The sequence below is a fragment of the Microcoleus sp. S13C4 genome (genome assembly GCF_036700865.1).
GTDB lineage: Bacteria > Cyanobacteriota > Cyanobacteriia > Cyanobacteriales > Microcoleaceae > Microcoleus.
The window spans coordinates 157,824-181,643 of the sequence record NZ_JAUBPS010000001.1 but is presented as its reverse complement, the minus strand read 5'-3'; the positions used below and the strand labels follow the sequence as shown (position 1 = coordinate 181,643).

The 23,820-nt window shown below is 45.3% G+C and carries 16 protein-coding genes; 4 read left to right on the top strand and 12 right to left on the bottom strand.

Going from position 1 to position 23,820, the window contains the following annotated elements:
* Positions 1 to 17: 17 nt before the first annotated feature.
* The 5 genes from QT996_RS00770 to QT996_RS00750 form a co-directional block, all read right to left on the bottom strand.
* On the bottom strand, positions 18 to 935 hold the full coding sequence (locus QT996_RS00770) for a cytochrome c oxidase subunit II (RefSeq protein ID WP_333043971.1): 918 nt from the start codon (positions 933 to 935) through the stop codon (positions 18 to 20).
* A gap of 66 nt (positions 936 to 1,001) precedes the next feature.
* Positions 1,002 to 1,619 carry a DUF2231 domain-containing protein gene (locus QT996_RS00765; protein ID WP_333043970.1) on the bottom strand — a complete coding sequence of 206 codons (618 nt, stop codon included), beginning with the start codon at positions 1,617 to 1,619 and terminating at the stop codon, positions 1,002 to 1,004.
* Positions 1,616 to 2,110, bottom strand: a complete 495-nt coding sequence (locus QT996_RS00760; RefSeq protein ID WP_333043969.1) for a DUF2231 domain-containing protein — start codon at positions 2,108 to 2,110, stop codon at positions 1,616 to 1,618. The genes QT996_RS00765 and QT996_RS00760 overlap by 4 nt, the downstream gene beginning before the upstream one ends.
* Positions 2,111 to 2,338: 228 nt before the next feature.
* Positions 2,339 to 4,969 (bottom strand): MGH1-like glycoside hydrolase domain-containing protein, encoded by a 2,631-nt coding sequence (locus QT996_RS00755; protein WP_333043968.1) that lies wholly within the window; start codon positions 4,967 to 4,969, stop codon positions 2,339 to 2,341.
* A gap of 39 nt (positions 4,970 to 5,008) precedes the next feature.
* Positions 5,009 to 5,821 (bottom strand): SDR family oxidoreductase, encoded by an 813-nt coding sequence (locus QT996_RS00750; protein WP_333043967.1) that lies wholly within the window; start codon positions 5,819 to 5,821, stop codon positions 5,009 to 5,011.
* 473 nt (positions 5,822 to 6,294) lie between these two features.
* Between QT996_RS00750 and QT996_RS00745 the strand changes: the two genes are divergently transcribed.
* Positions 6,295 to 7,656: an NAD(P)/FAD-dependent oxidoreductase gene (locus QT996_RS00745; RefSeq protein WP_333043966.1), complete on the top strand. Its 1,362-nt coding sequence runs from the start codon at positions 6,295 to 6,297 to the stop codon at positions 7,654 to 7,656.
* Positions 7,657 to 7,707: 51 nt separating this feature from the next.
* Here QT996_RS00745 and QT996_RS00740 read toward each other — a convergent pair whose 3' ends face one another.
* From QT996_RS00740 to QT996_RS00715, 6 genes are all read right to left on the bottom strand, one after another.
* A complete protein-coding gene (locus QT996_RS00740; protein WP_333043964.1) occupies positions 7,708 to 8,682 on the bottom strand; it encodes a VOC family protein in 975 nt (324 codons plus the stop codon).
* Positions 8,683 to 8,827: 145 nt separating this feature from the next.
* A complete protein-coding gene (locus QT996_RS00735) occupies positions 8,828 to 9,892 on the bottom strand; it encodes an aldo/keto reductase (RefSeq protein WP_333043963.1) in 1,065 nt (354 codons plus the stop codon).
* A 475-nt stretch (positions 9,893 to 10,367) separates the two neighbouring features.
* Entirely contained in the window at positions 10,368 to 12,050 is a 1,683-nt protein-coding gene (locus QT996_RS00730) for a dynamin family protein (RefSeq protein ID WP_333043961.1), read from the bottom strand.
* 13 nt (positions 12,051 to 12,063) lie between these two features.
* Positions 12,064 to 14,139: a dynamin family protein gene (locus tag QT996_RS00725; protein ID WP_333043960.1), complete on the bottom strand. Its 2,076-nt coding sequence runs from the start codon at positions 14,137 to 14,139 to the stop codon at positions 12,064 to 12,066.
* 33 nt (positions 14,140 to 14,172) lie between these two features.
* The gene (locus QT996_RS00720; protein ID WP_333043959.1) at positions 14,173 to 14,508 is read right to left on the bottom strand and encodes a DMT family transporter; all 336 of its coding nucleotides are present in this window, start codon (positions 14,506 to 14,508) and stop codon (positions 14,173 to 14,175) included.
* 198 nt (positions 14,509 to 14,706) lie between these two features.
* Positions 14,707 to 15,228: a pentapeptide repeat-containing protein gene (locus QT996_RS00715; protein ID WP_333043958.1), complete on the bottom strand. Its 522-nt coding sequence runs from the start codon at positions 15,226 to 15,228 to the stop codon at positions 14,707 to 14,709.
* A gap of 227 nt (positions 15,229 to 15,455) precedes the next feature.
* Between QT996_RS00715 and QT996_RS00710 the strand changes: the two genes are divergently transcribed.
* The gene (locus tag QT996_RS00710; protein ID WP_333043956.1) at positions 15,456 to 16,988 is read left to right on the top strand and encodes a SagB/ThcOx family dehydrogenase; all 1,533 of its coding nucleotides are present in this window, start codon (positions 15,456 to 15,458) and stop codon (positions 16,986 to 16,988) included.
* Positions 16,989 to 17,211: 223 nt separating this feature from the next.
* Here QT996_RS00710 and mnmE read toward each other — a convergent pair whose 3' ends face one another.
* Positions 17,212 to 18,597, bottom strand: coding sequence for a tRNA uridine-5-carboxymethylaminomethyl(34) synthesis GTPase MnmE (gene mnmE, locus QT996_RS00705; protein WP_333043954.1), 1,386 nt, complete (start codon positions 18,595 to 18,597; stop codon positions 17,212 to 17,214).
* Positions 18,598 to 19,229: 632 nt separating this feature from the next.
* Between mnmE and QT996_RS00700 the strand changes: the two genes are divergently transcribed.
* Together QT996_RS00700 and QT996_RS00695 are read left to right on the top strand one after the other, a co-directional pair.
* Positions 19,230 to 21,428: a tetratricopeptide repeat protein gene (locus QT996_RS00700; RefSeq protein WP_333043952.1), complete on the top strand. Its 2,199-nt coding sequence runs from the start codon at positions 19,230 to 19,232 to the stop codon at positions 21,426 to 21,428.
* Complete coding sequence (locus tag QT996_RS00695; protein ID WP_333043950.1) at positions 21,385 to 23,799, top strand: tetratricopeptide repeat protein; 2,415 nt, start codon at positions 21,385 to 21,387, stop codon at positions 23,797 to 23,799. The genes QT996_RS00700 and QT996_RS00695 overlap by 44 nt, the downstream gene beginning before the upstream one ends.
* The last annotated feature ends 21 nt before the right edge of the window (positions 23,800 to 23,820 follow it).

Genomic DNA, 23,820 nt, shown 5'->3' with positions numbered 1-23,820 from the left:
TTTTGCCGATGCTTCGATCAGTTGGCATGATTTACAACAGGAGGCTGAGCCGGCAAAACAGTCGGCCAGAAACTACCTCTGGCTTTCTGAACGTGGTGGGTGTGTTCAGAAACCGCCTGATTGTTTGCAGGAGTTGGCGATTGTGCCGCAGCTTTTGCCAGCCAGCGATCGTAAGCTTCCGGGGATTCAACGTACACATCCGCCTCCATCAATGCAAAGTAAGTGCCGCTGAATTGAGAATCCCTCAACCGATATTTGCCTTCTCGGATCGGCGCGAACACAAAGTTAAGAGTGCGGTTAGGGATAATGTCCTGCTTAATGCGGAATTCAGGAACATAAAAACCGTGAATAACATCCTGGGATTGCAAGGTCAGCCGCACATTTTGATTAACGGGCAGGTGCAATTCTGTACTGGTAACATTCCGGCGCGGATAGCGGAAAGACCAAGACCACTGCTTAGAAATTACCTCAATTTCTTCATTAACTGGTTTAGAATTGTTGTTGTTTTCACTGGGTTTATTGGCAGCATAAACAGGTTCTTCCAGAGGCAGGTGCAAGTGTGCGATCGGTGTCAAACCCTGGATGTCGATTTGCTGATAAATGATGTAGCTTTGAGTGGCGATCCAAGATACTAAAATAACCGGAATTACTGTCCAAAGGAGCTCAATTTTCCAATTTCCCCTCGCAGGATGCCCATGACTGAAGTCTCCTTTCGGTGTTCGGCAAGTGAGGATCGAATATAGGATAATGCCCACAATTCCCACAAAAATAAACGCTCCGATCGACACTAGGAAGCTAAACAGATTGTCAACTTGTTTAGCTTCTGCTGTTCCCTGACTGGGCATCCAAGAATAAGCCTGCTGTCCCACCCAGTGGCTGGCGACCATATCCACCGCGATCGCAATAGCTAATAGCAAGGCCTTGAAAACTTTCATCACAAAAAGGGGTAGAAACTTTGAAGATGCGTACTCTAACTGAAAACTCTTAATTTGTTTACCTATTTACTTGAGCGCAGAACTAGGATTCCCCCCCTGTCGGAGCAAACCCGCAGCGGTATTGTGAATCCCAAACTGGTCTCCCAAGTGTGCTCCCAGCGTCCCGTGAACGAATAGGAAACCCAGCATGACAACGCCTGCGAGCAAATAGCTCCACTGTACTTGCCTGGTGGCTTCTTTGCGCCAGCGGTAGCGCTGAAACCCCCTCCACACAGTCATGGCAACGATCGCTCCCAACAGCAAAACTCCGCCCAAACCGTGCAAGATCATCGTTGGACCTGCTCCCAACCCCCACGCGCTCTTGACATTCGCTGCCGGAGCTGCGAGCATAATCTCGAAAAAGCCCGCTGCTACAGTAAAAAATGTGACGATCGCACTTGCCACCAAATTGTACCAGCCCACATCATAAAAGCTCGATCGCATGGCAGGGAGAGCCAAAAATTTAAAGATTGGTCTTTCTAAGGGAAAAAGGCTGCCTGCTATATCAAATAAGATCGCAATGATAAACAAACCCAGCGTGAAATGCACAAAATTCGGGTGAATTGGCACTTCGTAGGGCAGCCTATTTGCACCTAGCTTGAACCCCAACTGATCGACAAGTTGCTGCACAAGTTGGGAGTTCATTGTAAAATTCCTCTTTTCGTCGCTTCAACGATCGGTTCTACGTGCAACCCGTACACCCAAACCAGCCGAGTTCCCAAATATGTTTGGAAAAAAACCAAGCAGCTCAAAAATGTTGTGGCACCCAGATAAGCAGTCGGTACTTTCAATGGGTCGCGCCTGCGAATTACGAAGCGCCAACCCGTAATAGCGGCAATGATTGCCGCCAGCAACCAACCAGTAATTGTGTGCAAATCTAGTACAGGCTTAGCTACCTCATAAGGTTGCGCCAAACCAGCTTCAAACTGACCAAAAATGACAGCTAGGAAGATGGAAATCGCGGCAACAAATAGGTTCCAGAAACTCACTTCAAACAAGCGGTGATTGCGGGTAAAATAGCCAGTAACGTCGCAAAAAAACGAGAAAAACACCATCGCAATCACAAAGTGAACAATAATCGGATGGATTGGATCGGGGTAAGGTAGATTTTCGCTATTGAGAGGTAGAGCCGACATTACTTTCTCCTTAGGGCATCAATGCGTTACGGTTACTTTATATAGCAACGACAAAATTTAGTTAGCCTTGCTACTAACTATTCGCTTAGAATTGCCAATTGGATATCTATCTAAAGATTGATTTAGTGCGTCTAAATCATTCAGGCAATTGTACCGTTAACAAGATGCTCCCACTACGATGCACACAACTCATTTAGACGTGCTATGTAAAACAAAATTGTATCAGTTTCATGGCTTTTCACTCACTTGCTGAATCAGTTTGGCTATCAGTGCAGTCCATCCCGTCTGGTGGGACGCGCCCAATCCTGCACCATTGTCGCCGTGAAAGTATTCGTGAAACAAAATCATGTCGCGCCAGTGAGGATCGTTTTGAAACTTCTCTAAACTGCCATAAACAGGTCTTTTACCATCTTTTCCCCTCAGGAAAATGCTGTTTAGCCGCTGCTCTAGTTGCAAGGCAACTTCCCATAAATTCAGCATAACTCCAGAACCCGTAGGAAATTCTACTTTGAAATCATCGCCGAAATAATGGTAGTATTTTTGCAAGGATTCAATTAATAAGAAATTTAACGGAAACCAGATCGGGCCGCGCCAGTTAGAATTGCCACCAAATTGCTCCGTCGTAGACTCAGCAGGCTCATAGTCTACCTGATATTTAGTACCATCCCACTCAAAAATAAATGGATGTTCTAAGTGATAGCGAGAGAGGGAGCGGATGCCGTAGGGCGAGAGAAATTCGTTTTCATCAAGCAGCCTTTTGAGGACGCGCTGCAATGCTTCGGGGGTGATAATTGAAAGCAGCCGCCGCTGACCGACTCCTTTAATTTCCATACTAGCAATATTCTTGGCCAGTTCCGGGCGGTTCTGGAAAAACCAATCGATTTGCTCTTTAAATCCCGGCACTGTTTCTAATAAGTCAGCTTCCAGAGTATCGACAGCAAATAGCAGCGTCATCCCCACCATTGAACGGACTTTTAGCAAGCAACATTGACCGTTAGGCTGGGACAGAGCATCGTAGTAAAATCCATCTTCATCGTCCCATAAAGCAATTTGTTCTGGGCCGACATGGTTAACAGCATCAGCTATATAGAGGAAGTGTTCAAAAAATTTGAGCGCCATATCGGAGTAAACTCGATCTTCGCTGGCAAGTTCTAACGCGATCGCTAACATATTCAGTGCAAACATTCCCATCCAAGCAGTCCCGTCTGCTTGTTCTAAATAGCCGCCCGTTGGCAAGGGTTTGCTGCGGTCAAATACCCCAATATTATCTAAACCTAAAAAGCCACCTTGAAAGAGGTTTGCACCTTGAGGATCTTTGCGGTTTACCCACCAAATAAAATTGAGCAGCAGTCGGTGAAACATCCGTTCCAGGAAGTCGCGATCGCCTTTACCTACTCGCTTTTGTTCAATTTTATAAACTCGCCATGCCGCCCAAGCTTGCACGGGTGGATTGACATCTCCAAATGCCCATTCATAAGCTGGAATTTGACCATTTGGGTGCATATACCACTCGCGAGTTAGCAGTAGCAATTGCCGCTTGGCAAAGTCCGCATCAATTAAGGCGATCGGAATGCAGTGAAATGCCAAATCCCAGGCCGCGAACCAAGGATATTCCCATTTATCGGGCATGGAAATGACTTCTTCTGCATATAAATTTCGCCAGTTAGCATTGCGAGTATTTAAACGCTGAGCTGATGGTGTGGGTTCTGCGCGATCGCCTTGCAACCAAGTGCGAACATCGTAGGCATAAAACTGTTTAGTCCACAATAATCCCGCAAAGGCTTGACGCTGTACGTTGCGGATATCTTCATCAAGATTTGGGGTAAGCGAGTCATAAAATTCATCGGCTTCTTTTTGCCTTTGAATGAATGTGTCCGCAAACTCTTGGCTAAAAGGAGTATCGGTGTAAGAATCAGTAAATCGGAGTTGGATAACTGCCGTTTTTCCGGCACCAATTTCGAGGTGGTAGTGGGCGGCAGCTTTGGTGCCAATTTGAGCGGGATTGACAGCATCTTTGCGATTGTGAACGATCAATTCGTGGAAAGCATCTTTAACATAAGGTGAGGTATTGGCGACACTGTAGAGACGTTGTACATTGGTCTCATTTTCTGTAAATAACAGGGGGGGATGATCTTGACAAAACAGCCAGCGATCGCCATATTTTTGATGGTGAGCTTTAATAATTCCATCGGCTGCTTTAGAAACCTGTGCTTGTTTTTCGCTACCCGTCCATGACCAAGTATTGCGAAACCATAAACTCGGCAATAAGTCAAGACTTGCTGTTTCCGAACCTCGGTTAGTAGCGCTGATGCGAATGCAAATATCTTCTGGGGATGCTTTGGCATATTCAGCAACGATATCGAAGTAGCGATCGCCCTCAAAAATTCCTGTATCCAGCAACTCAAATTCTTGTTGAGATTTGTCGCGCCTCGCATTTTCCTCAACCAACAAAGTATAAGGATATTCTTGCTGTGGATATTTGTACAGCCAGCGCATATAAGAATGAGTTGGTGTATTGTCTAAATAAAAGTAGTATTCTTTGACATCCTCTCCGTGATTTCCTTGACTGTTCGTAAGCCCAAAAAAACGCTCTTTCAAAATGGGATCTTTGCCGTTCCACAGTGCTAGGGCAAAACAAATTTGACCGTGGCGATCGCAAAATCCTCCTAACCCGTCTTCACCCCAGCGGTAGGCACGCGATCGCGCCATATCGTGGGGGAAATACTCCCAAGCCGTACCGTAGGGCGAATAATCTTCGCGGACGGTTCCCCACTGGCGATCGCTTAAATAAGATCCCCAGCGGTTCCAGTGGGCTTTCATTTCAGCATTTTCTTGAATTCGTTTCTGTTCAGCATCCATTTAACTGATCCCATAAGATTTTAGATTCCAGAATCTCGATTAGCCACCTGTGGCAAATCCTGGATACAACGTCATTCCACCATCCACAAACAGCGTTGCACCGCAAACATAATCCGAGTCATCAGAAGCCAGCCAAACAGCAGTTTTAGCGATATCTTCCACTTCCCCAACTCGACCGTAAGGAATCAGTTTTAATAATTTTGCTTCGGCTTCTGAGGTATCCCAGGCTGATTTATTTATGGGGGTTTTGATGGCCCCTGGCGCAATACTATTGACTCGGATTCTATGGGGGGCGAGTTCTTGAGCCATACTCCGCATCATCATATTAATACCGCCTTTACTAGCAGCATAGTTGACGTGGCCAGCCCAAGGAATTACCTCATGTACTGAACTCATGCAAATAATTTTCCCAGCAGCCGATGAAATATCGGGTTGTACGCCCCGCCGCATAAATTCTTTGGCAGCTTCGCGGGCACATAAAAACTGTCCCGTTAGATTCACTCCAATCACCATGTTCCAGTGATCGATTGTCATGTCTACGAAGGGCGAATCTTTTTGCAGACCTGCGTTATTAACCAGAATGTCGATCGTACCAAATTCTTTGAACATCTGGCTGAACATAGCCTTAACTTCATCTTCTTTGCTGACATCGGCACCAAGAGCGATCGCTTCTGTACCCGCAGCTTTAATGTCAGCCACAATTTTCTGTGCTTCTTCAGCTTCCGAGTGGTAATTGACTGCCACAGATGCACCTGCTGAAGCTAGAGAACGGGCGATCGCTTCGCCGATACCAGAACTTGCGCCCGTTACGAGAGCTTTTTGGCCTTTCAGAAGCTCAGGGGAAAAGCTCATAATTTTTTCTCCGTCATTTTTTTAATTTATTTTACACTTATAGAGATTTTACTTCTCAAGTTGATAACAAGTTTGTGTCAAGGTTGTGACAAAGCTAGCTACTATAGATTTATTTCCTTCAATATCTTGCTAATTATAGCGTATACTCATTTGGAAGAAAAATATATTTATCTCTTAAGAAGTATATTTGGTTAATTTATCTCTTTCTTAAGACAGATGCTTGTGAATAATCCTTGCATCTAAGTTAAGCTTAGTTATAATGGAGTTACTTTTTTGTATAGTTTAGGACTTAATAATAATGGTGTTAAAATAAAAAATTTCTGTCAAAAAACGGTTTTTATTCGACTTAATAAAAGAGCTTGTTAGGGGAAAAACTTTTTTTAAAAGCATTGAATGGATTAATAAACTCCTCCGTCCATACGGAGACAACAATTTTCTTACGTCAAAACTTATCAAGATTAACGAACAGTATTATGAACAACACAATCTATCAAACTGTAATTGTAGGTGGCGGCTTTGCGGGGCTATTTACAGCTTTGCACTTGAGCCATCAACACTATCCCCGTTCGGTAATTTTGATAGAAAAAGAGGAGCGCTTTTGCTTTAAGCCGTTACTTTATGAATATTTTAGCGGGGAGATGGGTGCAGAAGAAGTTTGGCCGCGCTATGATGAATTGCTAAAAGATAGCGGTGTCATCTTTGTTAAAGATGCCGTTCAATCCATTGATTTGCACGAGCGCGAAGTGAAAGTAACATCGGGGGATTCTTACAATTACAGCAATTTAGTTTTAGCTTTAGGCAGCGTTACAGGATATTTTGGTATAGAGGGAGCTCAAGAACATGCGTTCCCTTTCCGTACCGGCGAAGATGCGATCGCCATTGATAAACACCTACGCGATTGCTTCCAACAAGCTCTTCAGATTCAAGATGCAGAACAGCGTCGCAAATTCCTGACAGTCACCGTAGTAGGTGCTGGAGCTTCTGGTGTGGAAATGGCAGGTACATTAGGAGATTTACTACCTAATTGGTTTGCTGCAATGGGTGGCAATCCAGCAGAAGTAAGGGTCGTTTTACTCAATCACGGCAAGGAAATTCTTGACAACGATATGAATAGTCACCTGCGCGAAATTGCGAAAAATGCTCTGCAAAAGCGCACTGTACCCGTAGAATTTATGATGGAGGCAAAAGCGACTGCTATTCGGGTCAACGAAGTTGAATATCTGCGCCACGAACAGAGAGAAACCTTACCTACATCTACAGTAATTTGGACGACAGGAACTAACATTAACTCGCTCATTAAAGATTTAGCAATTTCTGAGGAAAGCCGAGACAAACACGGAAACCCTTTAGTGAACCCTACACTACAACTGCTAGATTTTCCAGAAGTTTTTGCTGGCGGAGATTGTGCAACAGTTCAAGGCAATTCTTTACCTGCCACCGCTCAAGTTGCTTATCAGCAGGGAGCTGCAATTGCTCACAATTTGAAAGCTCTCGCTTTAGGAAATAGCCTAAAACCTGCTGAAGTTAACCTGCGGGGAACGCTGCTAAAACTTGGGATAGAAGAAAGCGCGGCTAGCATTTACAATAGCTTTGAAGTTGCCGGAGAAGTCGGTCACTTAATCCGCCAAGGTAGTTACTTAGAGTTATTACCTACTCCTATTCATAATTTTAAAGTAACAACGGAATGGTTAAAAGATGAAATGTTTGAGCGCCACTTGCACCCGATTCAAACAGGGGAGGTTATTAAATGGGTCGGCGGTGCGGTAGTCGGTCTTGTCGTCGCTAGAAAAGTGATTAAAATGTTAGGAGATAACAAAGATAAGATAGATACTTAATTAAAGGCTAAAGTTCAAAATGTGAAAAAGATTAATGTGTTAGTCGTGATTCTAAGCGCTATAATTAGCTAGCTGGGAGGTCAGTAAGATTGCGTGTCCGTTCGGATCTTTGACCAGACAACTTTGGCGGTGAGAACGGGAATTATCTGAGAAATGCACAAGTCGTGGCGAGACAAACTCAACCCCATTTTGTCGCAATTTTTCCAATAGTTGCTCAAGATCGTTAACAATTAGTTCCACTTGCATATTGGCAATATCGCAACTTTTCCAATCTCTTGGTATGGGGCGGCCTTTTGGAGTAACTAGATAGTCTAATAGTTCAATTCCTAAACCGCCTTGAATCGGTCGTAGTGCGGTAATTTTGACTTTAGCTTCTGGCAAATTATCGAGGCGAACTTGCGTTTCCCCTTGGTTGAGGCTGCCTCCATCAACTTGCATTCCCAGTAAGTCGCGGTAAAACTTGAGACTTTGCTGGGTGTTGCTAATCGCGATCGCGCTGTGATCGATTCCTAAAAAGCAGCGATCGCCCTTTTGATGCCACTTTTCTTGTCCTTTGTCGGGAGGAAACCAAATTAGCTCTAAATTGTGGCCGTCAATGTCTTTAAATTTAAAAGCTCGCACGCCAGCAGCTTCTTTGTTTTCAGGCGGTATTGTCTGCGGTTGAGTAGAGATGGGGTCAATAGGAAAAGAGCACAGGTGTGCATAGGCGCGATCGATGTCACTGACCACAATTGCCAGATGTTGAAACCACAAATCATTACTTTGCGAATCTTTCGGGATGGGTTTTCCCTCAACGTTAAGATACTCCATCAGCTCAATCACTTCATCCCCAAGCTGCAAAGTAACAATGCGGATTTTTGACCCATCAACGCCTTCGAGATCGCTGTAATTTTGCCCTTCAACCGTAATATCCGAAACAGGTTCAAACGAGAGGGCTTTCGTATAGAAATCCTGGGAGCGATCGGCATCTGTCACAGTCAACCCAATGGCTCGGATTTTTTGCACTTGTATAGACGGGTTCTTCATAAACTTTGTAGTGCTTTATCTAAATTTTAGGCAGCCCCGAGCGGAGCCAAATGCGAAAAAATTTGGGGAAGATTTCCCAAGTGCTCGCCATTAGGCTGCTTTTGCTCGGCCTCAAGTCTAGATGTGCTGATGAATACAAAAGCACTTATCCTAGCCACGATGGGTTCATGGCGGTACTATCAAATTGGTTAGTAGTTTTATACAGTTCGTATTGCCCTTTTGTCGCCGCCTCGCGAGTGCGATTCAGCATTGCTGCAACTTGTGCTTGATCCATCGGCTTAAACGTGCGAGCGGCCTCAAACGCTTGATCGAGGAGTTGCATACTATCAATGCCCGTAATCACCACTGAAGTAGGCAGATTCATCGCATAGTGGAGACATTCGATCGGGCTTACGGTATTGCTTCTAAGGACGTAGGGGTCGCCCATAGATTTCATCCCCAATACACCTATTTGGTTCTTCACCAGCACCGGCAGAACTTGTTGCTCAAAACTTCTAAAATGAGCGTCCATCACGTTCAGCGGCATCTGTACCGCGTCAAAACGGAAATTGTTTTGAGCGGCAAGTTCCATCACTCGCAGGTGAACCAAAGGGTCTTTGTGTCCTGTAAACCCGATGTAGCGAATCTTGCCCGCCTTCTGCGCTTCCACTACCGCCTCCATAGCGCCGCCGGGAGCAAAAATGCGATCGGGGTCTTCCATCCGAATAATTTCGTGATGCTGCATTAGGTCAATGCGATCCGTCTGCAACGCCTTCAGCGATTCATCAATCTGCATCATCGCAGCGCCCTTGGTGCGACCGTCAATCTTGGTCATCAGAAACACCTTTTGCCGGTAGCCATCCTTGAGGGCTGCACCCATCCAGCGGTGGCTGCGTCCGTTGTGATAATCCCAAGAATTGTCCATGAAATTGATGCCGCGGTCGATCGCACTGCGGATCAGCTTGATACTTTCTTGCTCCTCTCGAAGCCGTCCGATATGGTGTCCCCCCAAGCCAATTGCAGACACTCGCTCTCCTGTGCGTCCCAGTGTCCTGTAACTCATCTCGCCGCTTTGGGTTTGACCTTGGGCAACTTCATTTTTAACATCTACTTGGGTCGGTTCATCTTGAGCTAACACGGGTTTCAACAACCCTTCTGAAGCAGCCAGCCCTGCTGCAACCAAACCCGAAGCAGAAGTTACTTTTAACAACTTGCGTCTGCTGATATTCATAAATGCCTCCTTTAAGAAATAACTAGGACTTACTTACAGTATTAGAGGAACAGATGCAAAAAACCTCTATCAAAGTAGGTCACAGAAATAACCCTAAAGAGCTAGAAGGAATCTTTTCTGTAGCCTTGATCAGACGTGCTTGACCTCTCCAACTGTCTAAAGGAATAAATCACTGCTCAGTCTCTCTGTGTTCGTGAATACAAAAGCCCTAATGCAAAGTGTTTAAAACACATACAAATATAGACTTTTGCACAATGTCTAGTGTAACTTGTGGTTATATAGTCCGTGTGGAAGTTAGCCCGACACAGCTTCCAAAGCGAGGGTCATATCTCCAGTGCAATAAGGGTGCCACATCTCAGTTTTTACCGACTTGAAAGACGTTTATGCTGCTGACTTATATTCGGATTAATCGCTTTCTAGTCAGCAAATAAATTGGTGTTTTAAAGATTCGTACTAGCCGTAATGTCGGTTCGCATCATTGGCGGTTAATTACAGATTTGGTCATTTGAAGGGAGGATTCGATATTTTCTAACAAATTATTGATTAACTGTATCTGATATTGCTGAATATTGGTCTGTAGCGGCTCTTTACTGCCTTGAAAACAGATAACTTTTCCGGCGATTTCCTTGTAGTGTTGCAGCATGGAAAAAGTATCGGTGCTGAAGCGAGCGAGATAGTTTTTAGCAGCCTCACTGCAAATTTCCTTTACTTGATTTAGATAAGCTTCTGACGATTCAGGCGGCTTTTCATAGCCAGTTCTTTTATTCAAAATATAGCTAGCACCGCCGACTACTGCGGCTCCCACAGGCCCGCCCAACAGCCAACCTAACCCCGTTGCGATCGCCACTGGAGTCACTTCGCCCTCGTTCGACTTTTGAGCTGGAGGTGGTGGCGGTTCCGGTAAACTGACTTGCGGGGATGGAGGAAACGAAATCAAAAGTGCGATCGGCTGTTCTTTCTCAAAGAATTCGCAAGCTTTATTTACCCATTCTGCGATGGTTTGCTGCTGATGTAAGGCCTCTCGCTGAAATTTTAGCTTCCACGCATCAAAACTCCCTTCCTGAAGCGACAGCGCCATTTCCGATTGATACCGCTGCAAAAGTGTGGGCTGGTAAAGCCAAATCTCGAAGTCGGAAACGCTGGCTTGAAAGCCTTTTGATATCAGTTTTTCGGCTTTTTGTTTAATTTCAGTTTTGTCTTTGTGCTTTTTTTGAGCTGTGGCTATTTCTGCGGTGACAGTTTCAGCTTTGGCTCGGAGAGATTGGCAAATTTTAGTAGCTATAGCTTCAATTCTGGGCAACTTAACTGCTAGTTGTTCCTGTTGAGCTGCCACAATACTTTGCAAAGCCGATTCAAACGTGGCAATTCCTGTGGTTTGGGCGGCCGCCACATCTCCTTTCAGCCTCGCCCTCAAAGCCGGCAAAGCATCGACGCGGTAGATATTGCTGATATTGTTCGGCAAATTGGAGCGAAAACTTTCGGCAACAAACAACAACCGATTGTAAACTTGTTTTTGCTCGTCTGGTTCGAGTAGATTGAGAAAATTGGCAACAAAGACGACAGTGTTGATGTTGCGATCGCTCAACCAATCTCTCAAGTTCTCCCGTTCGCCTAAAGTCATCAATTTGCGAGCATCTAAAACCTGCACAACTAAATCAGCCGTTAGCAATTTATCCCGAACCAAATTATCCTGTTCTTCCCGATCATTTGTTCCCGGCAAATCCAGCAATTCCACACCTGTTTTCAGGAATGGATGGGGACAGTAAACATTAACGGCCGCCACATCATCCCGCATTTGTCTGGCGTCGTCAAGGATGGCATAGCGTTTTAACACATCAGTCCCCGGTTCGCTAACTTCTGTGCCGTCTTTCAGGGTAATTTTTGCGTGCAATTCCTCGCCGTAGTTGACATAAATGGCAGCACCTGTAGTGGGCACTAGGTCGATCGGCAAAGCACGATTTCCCAGCAAAGCATTGAGCAAAGTTGACTTGCCGTAATTAAACGGGCCAAAGACAGCAATTTGAAAAGTTGGTTTGGCGAGATAGTCGCAAATTGAGGTGGTATCTCGATAGAGTTGGGAGTTTTTGTCTAGTTCGAGAATACCGAGTGCTGATTTGAGATTGTCGGTCAGGTCTTGATAAATTTCGGTTTGTGGCATATTGTTGTTTATTTCAAGCGGATGCTAGGAAAGCTTGATATAGCGATTCAATACTCTGCGACTCTGCAGAAACATCAGCCTCTAATTTTTTCAACCGCTGCGATTCAGCCTGACAATTAATCTCGCGAGATTCTTTTTGTTCGAGCAAATTATCTAACTCAGCTTTCCGAGAATTAATATCCGCATTCATGCGATCGCCCACTTCCCGCCCGTAAACATCAAAACACTCTTTAACAGCATCGTGAATCGGCTGCCACTGCTCTTGAGCCACCTGTGGGAGATATTTCACCAGCTCTTTTTTGGCCGCTTTGACCAACTGTTTGTGAGCTCCGTCTGCTTGCAAAACCCCAACACCCATCCCCAACAAAGCCAAGTACAGCGGCCCCAAAACAACCCCCGTAAAACTAGCAAAAATCGTACTGACGCTCAACACAGTAATTAAATTAAGCAGGATATTTTTCCAATCAAAACCCGCTCCTGCCATTGCTACGCCCGCCAGATTCCCGGTCGTTAACGAGAACAATCCCATCGCCCATTTGGCCCAAGCTGGCGAGTTATCTTCCTTCGAGTTGCTGACTGCTGCTGGTATTTTTTGCCCGGTCAGTTTTTCTGTAATTTTTTCAGTCACTTTTGTGTAAGATGCTCCGTAATTTGCCGCACTTTGCGAGAGTTGCGAAAATGCTGAATTCATCTCTTGTTCAGCCGTGAGAGTCCAAGCTGCTAGTTTGTCGTTGATGTACTGCTCGAATGCTCGTTTGAGCGATGCTTCAAAGGCTTCTCGCTTGTCTTGGCTGAAGAAATCCAGAAATCTCAGTTCAGGTTGATACCGTAAGAAATCTGTTTCAAAGGTATTTTCTAAGTTAAGAACGTAGGCGCGGAAAGAATTTGCGATCGCCCGCGATTTACTATCTCTAACGCCGATAATTTCTTGTTGAAATTCATCGCGAATATGAGTCAGTTTTTTAAACTCTGGCTCAACCGAATTAATTTTTTCCTTCAACTCATTAATATCGCGATCGAGTAAGGGTAAACGGCGTCCAACCGCTTCGCGGACGCGAGGAGAAATTTGACGCGCCAAAGTCCTTGCCGGACGCAATTCCGAAATAGCCCTTTCCTGGGTCAAAAACGTATTCAGTGCCGCCATAAACTCGGGAAAACCAGTTCCTGCCAAATCCGCATCCGGGTTTTTCATCCGTAACCTGAGCGCCTTAATTGAGGTAATTGCAAACACTCGCTCGTCGTAAATATCGTGTCCTTCTGTTAAACAATATTCAGCCAAATTAGCTTGAAAAACCCGCCGCAGTTTCCCTTCTGCTTCTGCCAATTCTTCAGGATCATCCGGGTCAATCAAACTTTCCTGCACCTGATCCCAAGCATTAATCAGAAAGAAAATGCTCAATCCGCGATTTTTGATGTAATTTTCTAGATAGCGTCTTTCACCCATTGTGCAAGGCTGAGTTGCCCTGAGCACAAACAAAATAGCGTGGCAGTTATTGATGTAACCCAGAGATAATTCATTGCGGGCTTCTGTATCGTTCAGTCCGGGACTGTCTACTATTTCTATGCCTTTTTCTAGCAAAGGTAAGGGATATTCTACTACGGCACAGTCGATATCTGGAAATGCTGGTTTCTTTTCTTCTTCTAAGCGTTTTGCCTCAGCGGGGTCAATTGTGTAGTTCTGTTTAAAACTTTTAAAATCTAGCTGTTTTGGGCTTTTGCCGTCATTGAAATAAACCGTAACTTTTTTTTCTGAACCATAGCGCAAAATCGTCAGCAAAGCTGTACAGGGATTTACATCACTGGGCAGCAAGTTTTCGCCGATTAAGGCATTGAGAAAAGTGCTCTTTCCGCGTTTCATGTCGCCTAGCACTAGCAGCCGAAAGACTCCTTGGCGCAAGTTTTTACTGGCGACATCAATGTCAGCGTTGTCTGTTTCTAAACCGAGTTTGCCCGATGCTTCTCCTCCTGCTAATTCTGATTGGTTGATTGCTGTCGCGATCTTGCTGAGGCGATCGGCAATTTCTCGGCGGACGGCGGCTACTCGCTCTAAATCGTTGAGAAAGCTGCTAGTTTCTACTTTAAGGTTCATGGGTGTTTCCTGATATTTTTAGGCTTGGGCTTTTCAACTTCTTCTGTCTTCTTCAATAAACATTTTGTAAGCTATCAAAGCAATGCCTCCCACTATCAGCGCGGCTGCCAGCCAAGATGCTATGCGAACTGCAACGATAACAGCAATGACAATGCCTGTAAATTGAGCTGCTGCTATAATTTTTCTGCGCCACTGTTTGAGTTTGCCGTTAACTTGGCTGTCTGGTTCTTGGTACTTGCTCGTTATATGTTCTGGCACTGAGCGGTCGATTTCGGCTTCTAGTTCGCGGAGCCGAAGTTCTTGTTCGCGCTTCCGTAGTTCTTGTTCTTTGTGCCGGAGTTCTCTTGCTTTTTGGTCGGGAGAATTCATAAATTTTACCCGGTTTGCTGGTGGCAAATTGTGTTATTTATTGTCAATGTTGCGGAGCGATAAGTTTTTTACAACTGTAGCTCACATTTTACGCTGTGTCGATAGATGTTAAGAAATGTAAAAAAAGGCGATTTCCTACGGGATAGCTACGCTTCACGACATTTTAAGCCGATCGCCCACCTGCACCGCTGCAAATCCTTAATATCCTTCGGGGCCGATAGTAGTGCGATCGCACTCCGCTTCCGACAAATCAACCAAGCGCGATCGAAATAAGTTGCAGCCCGCTAATTGAGCTTTGTTTAACTTTGCTTTCTCCAAATTAGCTCGGCTCAAATCCGCATATCTCAAATCGGCATTCGTCAAATCTGCATTGTACAAATCCGCACCTTGCAAATTGGCTTTCTGCAAATTAGCACCTTGCAAATTGGCGTGACGCAAATTTGCTCGTGATAAGTTTGCTCTTGATAAAGTTGCTTCCGACAAGTTAGCTTGATAAAGTTGAATGTCGCCCAATTCAGCATCTTGCAAATCAGTTTTATAAAGATTGGCTTGAGTCAAATTTCCGTAGGGCAAATAAGCTCGCCTCAGAACGCTACCAGAAAGATTTATTTCTGTCAAATCTGCTTGAAACAAGTTATGTTCACTTAAGTCAACGGCGTTAAAGTTTCGCTGGCCCTCAGCATACTGAGCAAGCAATTCCTCAGCGCTTAGCTTTTGCATTTTCACTCCTCATGACGACAGCTACTGCAGCCAATCCATAACAGTAATTAATGGTTATTACTCTGCGTATTTATACTTATGTCTCTTATTATGTTAAGCTTGTGTAACAACAGTCGCATTTTTTCTAAGATTTTTTTTATATTTGTAAATTTCTGCCTTGCTCGACCAGTAAGCGGTTAGTAATGTCAAGATCGATCAAGAAACCAAAGCCAATCCTCTACTGAAATATGCCAGAACTTCCTCTCTCCATTGCTGAGCACTACCACGAACGGACAAAATACGACCCTGAAACCATTGCCGCCAAAAGCAAACAGCTAGATTGGACAGAGCAACCTGTGCCGTTCAAAGAATATAAAATTGGAGCGTATTTTGACCTCAAGCCTTATCTAAAAGACCCCTCGGAGGATGCCGATCCCGATGCCGTTTGGTGGCATCGGTTATCTAGCTTGTTGCTGTGCAGCTACGGGTTGACGGCAAAAGTGCAGACGGTAGACGACAGTTACCTGTATTTGCGATCGGCACCGTCGGCGGGTGGACTCTACCCAGCAGAGGTTTATTTAATCTCCCGTGGCACTGCCCAGTTGCCGGCCGGACTCTACAACTATCAGTGCAGAACTCATTCACTTGTTCATTTTTGGGACAGTCAAGTTTGGCCGGCATTGCAAGCAGCTTGTTTCCAGTCGCCCGCACTAGAAAATACCCAATTGGCGATCGCCATTACCACTGTTTTTTTCCGTTCTTCTTGGCGTTACGAAGACCGAGCTTATCGGCGAATTTTTCTAGACACTGGCCATTTATTGAGCAATATCGAATTAGCTTGCGCCGTCAACGATTACCGACCTCACCTGATTGGAGGATTCGCCGACGAAGCTGTCAATGAATTACTATACATCGACTCGGAGCAAGAAGGAGCGATTTGTGTAGTTGCTTTAGCCGACTTGCTAGATATTGACCAAAACTTGCCTAAATTTAAAACAGCTTTGCCCGGAAACACCACCACAGATTACCCGCAAATTTCCGAAGGTCAACTGTTAACATACCTCCACAAAGCCACGCATTTAGAATCAGACCCTACCGGATCAGACGGCTGGAAACTTGATGAAAGTGAAGGGGTACTAGAGGATAAATACAACTTTCCCTTTTGTACTAAAGTTTCGACGGTCACTCCTTCGATTCCTTGGGGAGTGAACCTGGAAACTTTAGAAAACACTATGCTCAAAAGGCGTTCTACCCGTGCTTATACAGGTGCTTCTTTGAGCTTGGGCGAACTGCTAGCTATGCTCGATTTTACTTACCAGCCCCAGCACTATATTGACCAAGGATTAGATGGTTATCCAGACTATTTCGATCTAAGTTTGATCGAGACTTTTATTGCTGTTTCGGGAGTAAATGGGTTAGAAGAAGGCTGTTACTATTACGCTCCGAAAGCTCAAGAATTGCGGCAAATTCGGTTTAAAAATTTCCGCAGGGAACTGCATTTTTTGTGTTTGGGGCAAGACTTGGGCAGAGATGCGGGGGCGCTGTTATTTCACACGGCGGATTTGAACAGGGCTGTAGCAAAATATGGCGATCGAGTTTACCGCTATTTGCACATGGACGCGGGTCATTTGGGCCAGCGGTTGAATTTAGCAGCTATGCAACTGCGTTTGGGTGTTAGCGGTATCGGGGGCTTTTTTGACGATCGCGTCAATGACGTTCTAGGTATTCCGGCTGGTGAAGCTGTGCTTTATATTACAAGTTTGGGCAGACCTCGATCTTGACAATAAGTTAGTTGTTATTTGTCAGTAGTATTGCTTCACTAAGCCCAGGTTCATCTAAATTTTACAGTCAAGTTTGATGAAATTAACATCTTACACCATTCTCAAGAACAGGCAAGATGCCTGTTCCACAAAGAGTGGAATTCTTGTGGGCTGTCCCGCCCGCCCTAAAAACACAACTTAAATGCGAGACAGCTTACCTATTTAATTTACTCTTTTTCTATTGCTATTTGCCAATACAAAACCTGCTAAATATTCTGTCTAGCACTGATTCTGTAACTTCTTCGCCCGTAACTTCCCCCAATGCTTGAATGGCCCCACGCAAATCTATTGTCCAGAAATCTAAAGGCAATTTGTTGCTAATAGTATCTGTGCATTGTTCCAGAGAAATTTTAGCTTTGGTTAAGGCTGCTGCTTGCCGCTGGTTGATTGCTAAATCTGAGTTTGCTGCTTGCAAATCTCCCCCACTGACGGCATCTAAGATTGCTGTTTCTAAGTCTTCTATGCCTCTATCGAGGGCTGCTGCTGCGGTAACTATACGGTGAATTTCAGGGGGAAAAGGTAAGTGGGGGATGGTTTTTACTAGGTCGATTTTGTTGATAATTATAATTAGGGGGCGGTGCTTTACTTGTTCGTAAATTTCCGAATCTTCCTCTGTCCAACCAGATTCCGCATCAATTGTCAACAACACTAAATCGGCTTGTTTTGCTGCTGCGCGCGATCGCTCAACGCCAATTTTTTCTACCTTGTCTTCGGTTTCTCGAATGCCCGCAGTATCGAGTACCTGCACCGGAATGCCGCCCACAACTAGCTGCGATTCTACCACGTCCCGCGTCGTACCGGGCAACTCCGTGACGATCGCCCGATCGCTCCGGCTCCACGCATTCAACAAACTCGATTTTCCCACATTCGGCCGCCCAACAATCGCTACTTTCAAACCAGTTCTCAACAATTCTCCACGATCTGCCGTTGCCAAAATAGTTGATAATTCATCCAAAACATGATTTATTTCCAAAGAAGTTTTACCTTCATCTAAAGGCGGCAAATCTTCCTCAAAATCAATTCTCGCCTCAATTTCTGCCAGCACGTCCAAACAAGTTGTTCTCAGTTGGCGAATTGGCTGCGCTAATTTTCCTTGCAAACCAGCCAAAGCACTTTGTGCAGCAGCGGGCGATTTTGCTCCTACCAAATCTGAGATACTTTCAGCTTGAGTTAAATCGAGCCTCCCGTTCAAAAAAGCCCGCAGCGAAAACTCTCCCGGCTGCGCCAATCTCGCCCCATTTTCCAAACACAACTGCAAGACTTGCTGCACCGCCATAATGCCGCCGTGACAGTGAAATTCCACCACATCTTCGCGAGTAAAAGAACGCGGTGCTTTCATGATTAGCAGCAAAGCTTCATCGACTAATTCTTGAGTTTTGGGGCGGCGGATGTGGCCGTAAAGAATGCGGTGAGACTCCCAAATTTGCCGTCCTGGGGCGCGAAACAGAGTTTCGGCAATTTTTAAGGCTGCGGAACCGGAAACTCGCACAATGCCGACGCTGCCTTGTTGGGGAACTATGGCAGTGGCGATCGCTGCGATCGTTCCTCCTTTTGTTAATGATTCAGACATTTTTATTGTTCACACATTTAAAATTTCTCTCAATCTCCTGTTTTTGAGTATCAGGCAATTGCTTCTCGGTATTCGACAGTATAAATCTCTAGTTCGTCATTCACAAAAATTAAATTCCCGCCCTTTTGGGCAAGCTGCACGAGTTTCTGAGTCAAAGGGCAAAGGAGATTTTTTAATCTTTTTCCTACAATCGCTAATTGCTAGGCGGCTTCGAGAGACAGGAGAACTTGAATTAGGGATTCCACGAGTTGTACGTTCATTTGAGCCACCTCCGCCCCGGTTGTTAAATTATACAGTTTTCATTGAGAGGATAAACAATTTCAGCATTTTTTTTCTAAGATATTAGAAGAGCGTGGCTACAGCGCTGGACTTGGCTCGCCAATCCCATCGCCCGTTTGCTCAGTCAGTCGATTTTAGATTTTAGATTTTAGATTTTAGATTGACTCCACAGATGAATCGGGGAGCTTCAACTCGGATCTAAAATTTTGGGAGGCTAACGACTCCTGTCGGAAAGCAACTATCCGTTTTTGCGTAGGAGTCACGGCTCGATCGAACTTAAATTACTCAGCCAAATATTTTGGCTATTCTGATTTCATGCAATAATGGAACATTGACAGGGTAGAGGGCAAAGCATGATTGGTCAACTTCTAGACAGACGTTACCGCATCATTAAAGTCACAGACTCAAGTGAGGTGGGAAAAACTTATCTAGCAGCAGATACTCACCGTCCCGGGTATCCGCAATGCACGGTTAGAGAAATGCGACTCCCCGGCACAAGTTCGCAAACTCCCGAATTAGTCAAAGTTATATTTCAAAGAAACGCAGAAATAATTGAAAAATTGGGAAAACACGACAAAATTCCCGAATTATTGGCATATTTTGAGGAAAATCAAAGTTTATACTTAATTGAAGAATTTATTGCCGGCTCACCTTTAAGTCAAGAACTAATACCCGGTCAACCTTGGGATGAAGATCAAGTAATTGGTCTGCTATCAGAAATATTAGAGATTTTGGTGTTCATACACGAGAAAGGTTTCATTCACCGCAGAATTCAACCCGACAGAGCGATCCGGCGCGAGTCAGACGGCAAATTTGTATTGGTTGACTTTAGCTTAGACAAAGAAATTAACCCGGAACTTGCTAACTGTCATTTGTTGGCCCAAACTTCCCCGAACTCGGTTAAACGGCATGAGGCAAAAAAACAGGATTTGCTGCCCCAGGAGTTATACGTGCCGATCGAGCAATTGAGCGGCAACCCCCGTTACAATAGTGACATCTACGCTCTAGGTACGATCGCCCAGCTTGCCGTGACGGGACTCTCACCCAACGAACTGAGTGCCTTAAAAAACAACAAAAACGAAATTCCCTGGCGAAACCGGGCAACTTGTTCGGCAGCCCTAGCAGATATTATCGATCAAATGGTGCGCCCTGACTGCGAGGAACGCTATCAGGAGGCCGCCGAAGTTTTAGCAGACCTCAAACAAATCGCCGTAAAATTGGAGGTTGAGCCGCCACCAGCCACAATCATCACGGACGCTATGAGTCAACCGCGAAGACAAAGCCCAACCAAACTGCTGCTGTTGGCTGCAACAGCCGCAGCTTTAATCCTCACGGCACTGATAATTTACTTGTGGCAGAGTCAAAGTCCCGCGAGGGCAAAAGAATGGTTAGCCCGCGGCGTTACCAAGGCGCAGCAAGGTGACACAACAGGCGCGATCGCCGATTATACTCAAGCGATCGCCCTGAATGCCAGCGATGCGGAAACTTTCTACAAGCGGGCAAACGCTCGCTACGACATGGGGGCAACCGAGCAAGCAATACAGGATTACACGCAAGCAATTAAAGTCAATCCTAGCCACACCAAAGCTCTCTACAATCGAGGTATGGCCCGCCTCGACATCGGGGACAAGCGGGGGGCCGTGGAAGATTTCACCCAAGTAGTGCGACTCAATCCCAGCGACGGTGAGGCATACTCTCAGAGGGGTTTAGCCTACTACGATTTGGGCGACTACCGCAGGGCAATTGAAGACTACACTCAAGCAATTCGGCTCAGTCCCAAGGATGCTACAGCATACAGCAATCGGGGTTTAGCTCGATCGGCAGCAGGCGACAAAACAGGAGCAATGGCAGATTTTACTCAAGCCCTTCAAATTAGCCCCAAACAAGCTGGCGTATACTACAGTCGTGGTCGATCACGGTTTAATCTGGCAGATTATCAAGGAGCGATGGAAGATTATACTAAGGCGATCGAATTGCAACCAGATCTCGCGGATGCTTATACCAATCGGTGCAGCGCTTACTTGAATTTGGCCACCTACGACAAAGCGATTGCTGATTGCACCGAAGGAATTCGCCTTGCTCCCAAAGATGAAGCAGCTTACAACAACCGCTGCGTTGCTTATCTGAATTTAAAACAATTTCAAAAGGCCAGCGAAGATTGCAGTTTGACGATCGGACTCAACGCCAACAATCCCAAGGCCTACAGCAATCGAGGATTAGCTCGATCGGCTTCGGGAGACAAACAGGGAGCTTTAGAAGATTTTACTCAAGCAGTTCGGCTCAATCCCAGCGATGCAGTAGCTTACAGCAATCGCGGTACTATTTACTCAGAACTAAAAAATTACCCTTTAGCGGTTGAGGATTTCGCTCACTCGCTGCGGCTCAACCCCAACAATGCTAGCGCTTTTTACAGCCGAGGCCTCGTCCGCCGCCAACTCAAAGACCGTACCGGGGCGATCGAGGATTTTCAGAAAGCTGCAACCCTCTTTCTAGAACAAGGAAGAGCCGATGGTTTCCAAAACGCACAAGCACAAATCAACGACCCTAAATAAGCTATTAATCATCAGTCAGATGTTAAAAAAAGAAGAAAAAAGGAAGAAGGAAGAAGGAAGAAGGAAGAAGGAAGAAGGCCAAATTACCAACTATCCGTTACCAACTCCCCGTTACCAACTCCCTGTTACCAATTCCCCATTACCACCTCCCCGTTACCAATTCGCAAGTCCCGATATGAACATGGTTGGTCAACTTTTAGACAGGCGTTATCGCGTAGTGCAAATTCTCAGTTCAGGAGCTTTTGGACAAACTTATTTAGCTGTCGATACTCGCCGGCCGGGCCACCCTCAATGTGTAGTCAAACAACTGCGCCCTCCCAGCAACACTTCCACAGTTCTCAAAACCGCTTACCGCTTATTTAAACAAGAAGCAGAAATATTAGAAAAGCTGGGAAAACACGATCAAGTTCCCTTTTTACTAGCTTATTTTGAAGAAGCCAATCAATTCTACCTCGTCGAAGAGTTTGTGCCCGGACACGCCCTAAATAGGGAAATTGTGGCCGGTCAACCTTGGCGGGAAGAACGAGTGCTGGATTTGTTGGAAGAAGTGTTACAACTTCTCGCCTTCGTACACTCTCAGGGAGTGATTCACCGGGATGTTAATCCCTCCAACTTAATCCGCCGCAAACCAGACGGCAAATTAGTCTTAATTGACTTCGGTTCGGTTAAAGAAGTTGCGAGTCACGTCAGTGACTACGATACAGAATTTCCGCGCACCATTGCTACTGGAACTCCGGCTTATATGCCGATCGAACAATTTCAAGGCAACCCGCAATTTAGCAGTGACCTCTATGCAGTCGGGATGATGGCAGTCCAAGCTATCACTGGTTTACCCGGTACGGATTTGCCAAAATTGCAAGATCCGAGTCCTTCTCATACGGGGGAAATTGTTTGGCGAAACCGCTCTCAATGTTCTGTGGGATTAGCCAATATAATTGACAAAATGGTTTGTCACCAATTTGGCAAACGCTATCAATCGGCAGAGGAAGTGTTGGCAGCTCTCAGCAAGTTGAGACACCGCCAAGAACCGGTGAATACCGCTCAAAAGAAAAGTATTTCTCCCATATTAGTTTCTTCTGCTCCTTTTTATTCACGTTTGGGAAGTCGATTTTGGTTGCTGATTTGGGCGGGCGTCGGGGCGGCGATAGTTATGATATTTATGTTTAGTTATTGGGGCCGCCCGAATCCAATTAAAGCTAAGGAATATTACGAACAGGGAGTAGAAAAGTCTCGCAATAAAGATGCGGATGCAGCTTTGCAGGCTTTTAATAAGTCAATTCAATTGAATCCTAAAAATGCTGAGAGTTTTTACCACCGCGGTAATGCTAATTATGATTTAAAAAAGTATCAAGAAGCACTTGCGGATTATTCTCAGGCTATCGCTCTCAATCCTAAATATGTTCAGGCTTATTTTAACCGCGGCCTCGCCCGTCACGATTTTAACGACAAGCGGGGGGCGATTGAGGATTACACTCAAGCTTTGAATCTCCAGCCCAAGGATGCTGATACATATTATGAAAGAGGAGTTGCTTATTTAGAACAGCAAGACTACAAGATGGCTATTCAGGATTTTACCGAAGTAATTCGGTTGCAGCCGAAGCTTGTTAAAGCTTATCATTCGCGGGGGTTGGCTCGTGCTGGGAGTGGCGATTTGCAGGGGGGGATTGGAGATTATACTGAGGCAATTAAACTTGATGCTAAGAATGTTGATGCTTTTTACAGTCGGGGGAGAGCTCGCTTTTACCTAGGAGATTATCAGGGATCTTTGGCGGATTATTCTCAGGTAATTGCCATCGATCCTAAGAGTGGAGATGCTTACGCTAATCGTTGTAGCACCCAGTTGAATTTGGGAGCGTATCAAGCGGCAATTGACGATTGCACTCAGGCAATTTCGCTGAGCGATGAGGATGGGGTTCCTTACAACAATCGCTGCATTGCTTATTTAAATTTGAAGGATTATCCGAAAGCAATTGCCGATTGCACTCAAGCGCTGACAGTAAATCCGAATGATTTTAATGCTTTTAACAATCGTGGTTTAGCTCGCAGCGCCGGGGGTGACGCCCAGGGGGCGATCGCAGATTTTACAGCAGCAATCGGGTTCAATCCCAACAATGCTGAAGCTTACGCCAATCGGGCTAAGATTTATCAGGAGTTAAAGAATTACAATAGTGCGATCGCCGATTACGTGCAAGCTATTCGCATCAGTCCTAATTATGCTGCTGCTTACTACGGTAGAGGCATGGTTCGCCGCTCCTTGGGAGACAAAGCAGGAGCGATTAGCGATTTAGAAAAAGCCGGCAAAATGTTTCTAGATCAAGGGCGTACTGGCGGTTACAAAGATACACAATTTGAGATTGAAAAGCTCAAGTAGTCATTCGTCCTTATTTCTCAC

Coding starts and splice junctions, on each gene's coding strand:
- QT996_RS00770 (WP_333043971.1), bottom strand. CDS start 935: ATGAAAGTTTTCAAGGCCTTGCTATTAGCTATTGCGATCGCGGTGGAT.
- QT996_RS00765 (WP_333043970.1), bottom strand. CDS start 1,619: ATGAACTCCCAACTTGTGCAGCAACTTGTCGATCAGTTGGGGTTCAAG.
- QT996_RS00760 (WP_333043969.1), bottom strand. CDS start 2,110: ATGTCGGCTCTACCTCTCAATAGCGAAAATCTACCTTACCCCGATCCA.
- QT996_RS00755 (WP_333043968.1), bottom strand. CDS start 4,969: ATGGATGCTGAACAGAAACGAATTCAAGAAAATGCTGAAATGAAAGCC.
- QT996_RS00750 (WP_333043967.1), bottom strand. CDS start 5,821: ATGAGCTTTTCCCCTGAGCTTCTGAAAGGCCAAAAAGCTCTCGTAACG.
- QT996_RS00745 (WP_333043966.1), top strand. CDS start 6,295: ATGAACAACACAATCTATCAAACTGTAATTGTAGGTGGCGGCTTTGCG.
- QT996_RS00740 (WP_333043964.1), bottom strand. CDS start 8,682: ATGAAGAACCCGTCTATACAAGTGCAAAAAATCCGAGCCATTGGGTTG.
- QT996_RS00735 (WP_333043963.1), bottom strand. CDS start 9,892: ATGAATATCAGCAGACGCAAGTTGTTAAAAGTAACTTCTGCTTCGGGT.
- QT996_RS00730 (WP_333043961.1), bottom strand. CDS start 12,050: ATGCCACAAACCGAAATTTATCAAGACCTGACCGACAATCTCAAATCA.
- QT996_RS00725 (WP_333043960.1), bottom strand. CDS start 14,139: ATGAACCTTAAAGTAGAAACTAGCAGCTTTCTCAACGATTTAGAGCGA.
- QT996_RS00720 (WP_333043959.1), bottom strand. CDS start 14,508: ATGAATTCTCCCGACCAAAAAGCAAGAGAACTCCGGCACAAAGAACAA.
- QT996_RS00715 (WP_333043958.1), bottom strand. CDS start 15,228: ATGCAAAAGCTAAGCGCTGAGGAATTGCTTGCTCAGTATGCTGAGGGC.
- QT996_RS00710 (WP_333043956.1), top strand. CDS start 15,456: ATGCCAGAACTTCCTCTCTCCATTGCTGAGCACTACCACGAACGGACA.
- mnmE (WP_333043954.1), bottom strand. CDS start 18,597: ATGTCTGAATCATTAACAAAAGGAGGAACGATCGCAGCGATCGCCACT.
- QT996_RS00700 (WP_333043952.1), top strand. CDS start 19,230: ATGATTGGTCAACTTCTAGACAGACGTTACCGCATCATTAAAGTCACA.
- QT996_RS00695 (WP_333043950.1), top strand. CDS start 21,385: ATGGTTTCCAAAACGCACAAGCACAAATCAACGACCCTAAATAAGCTA.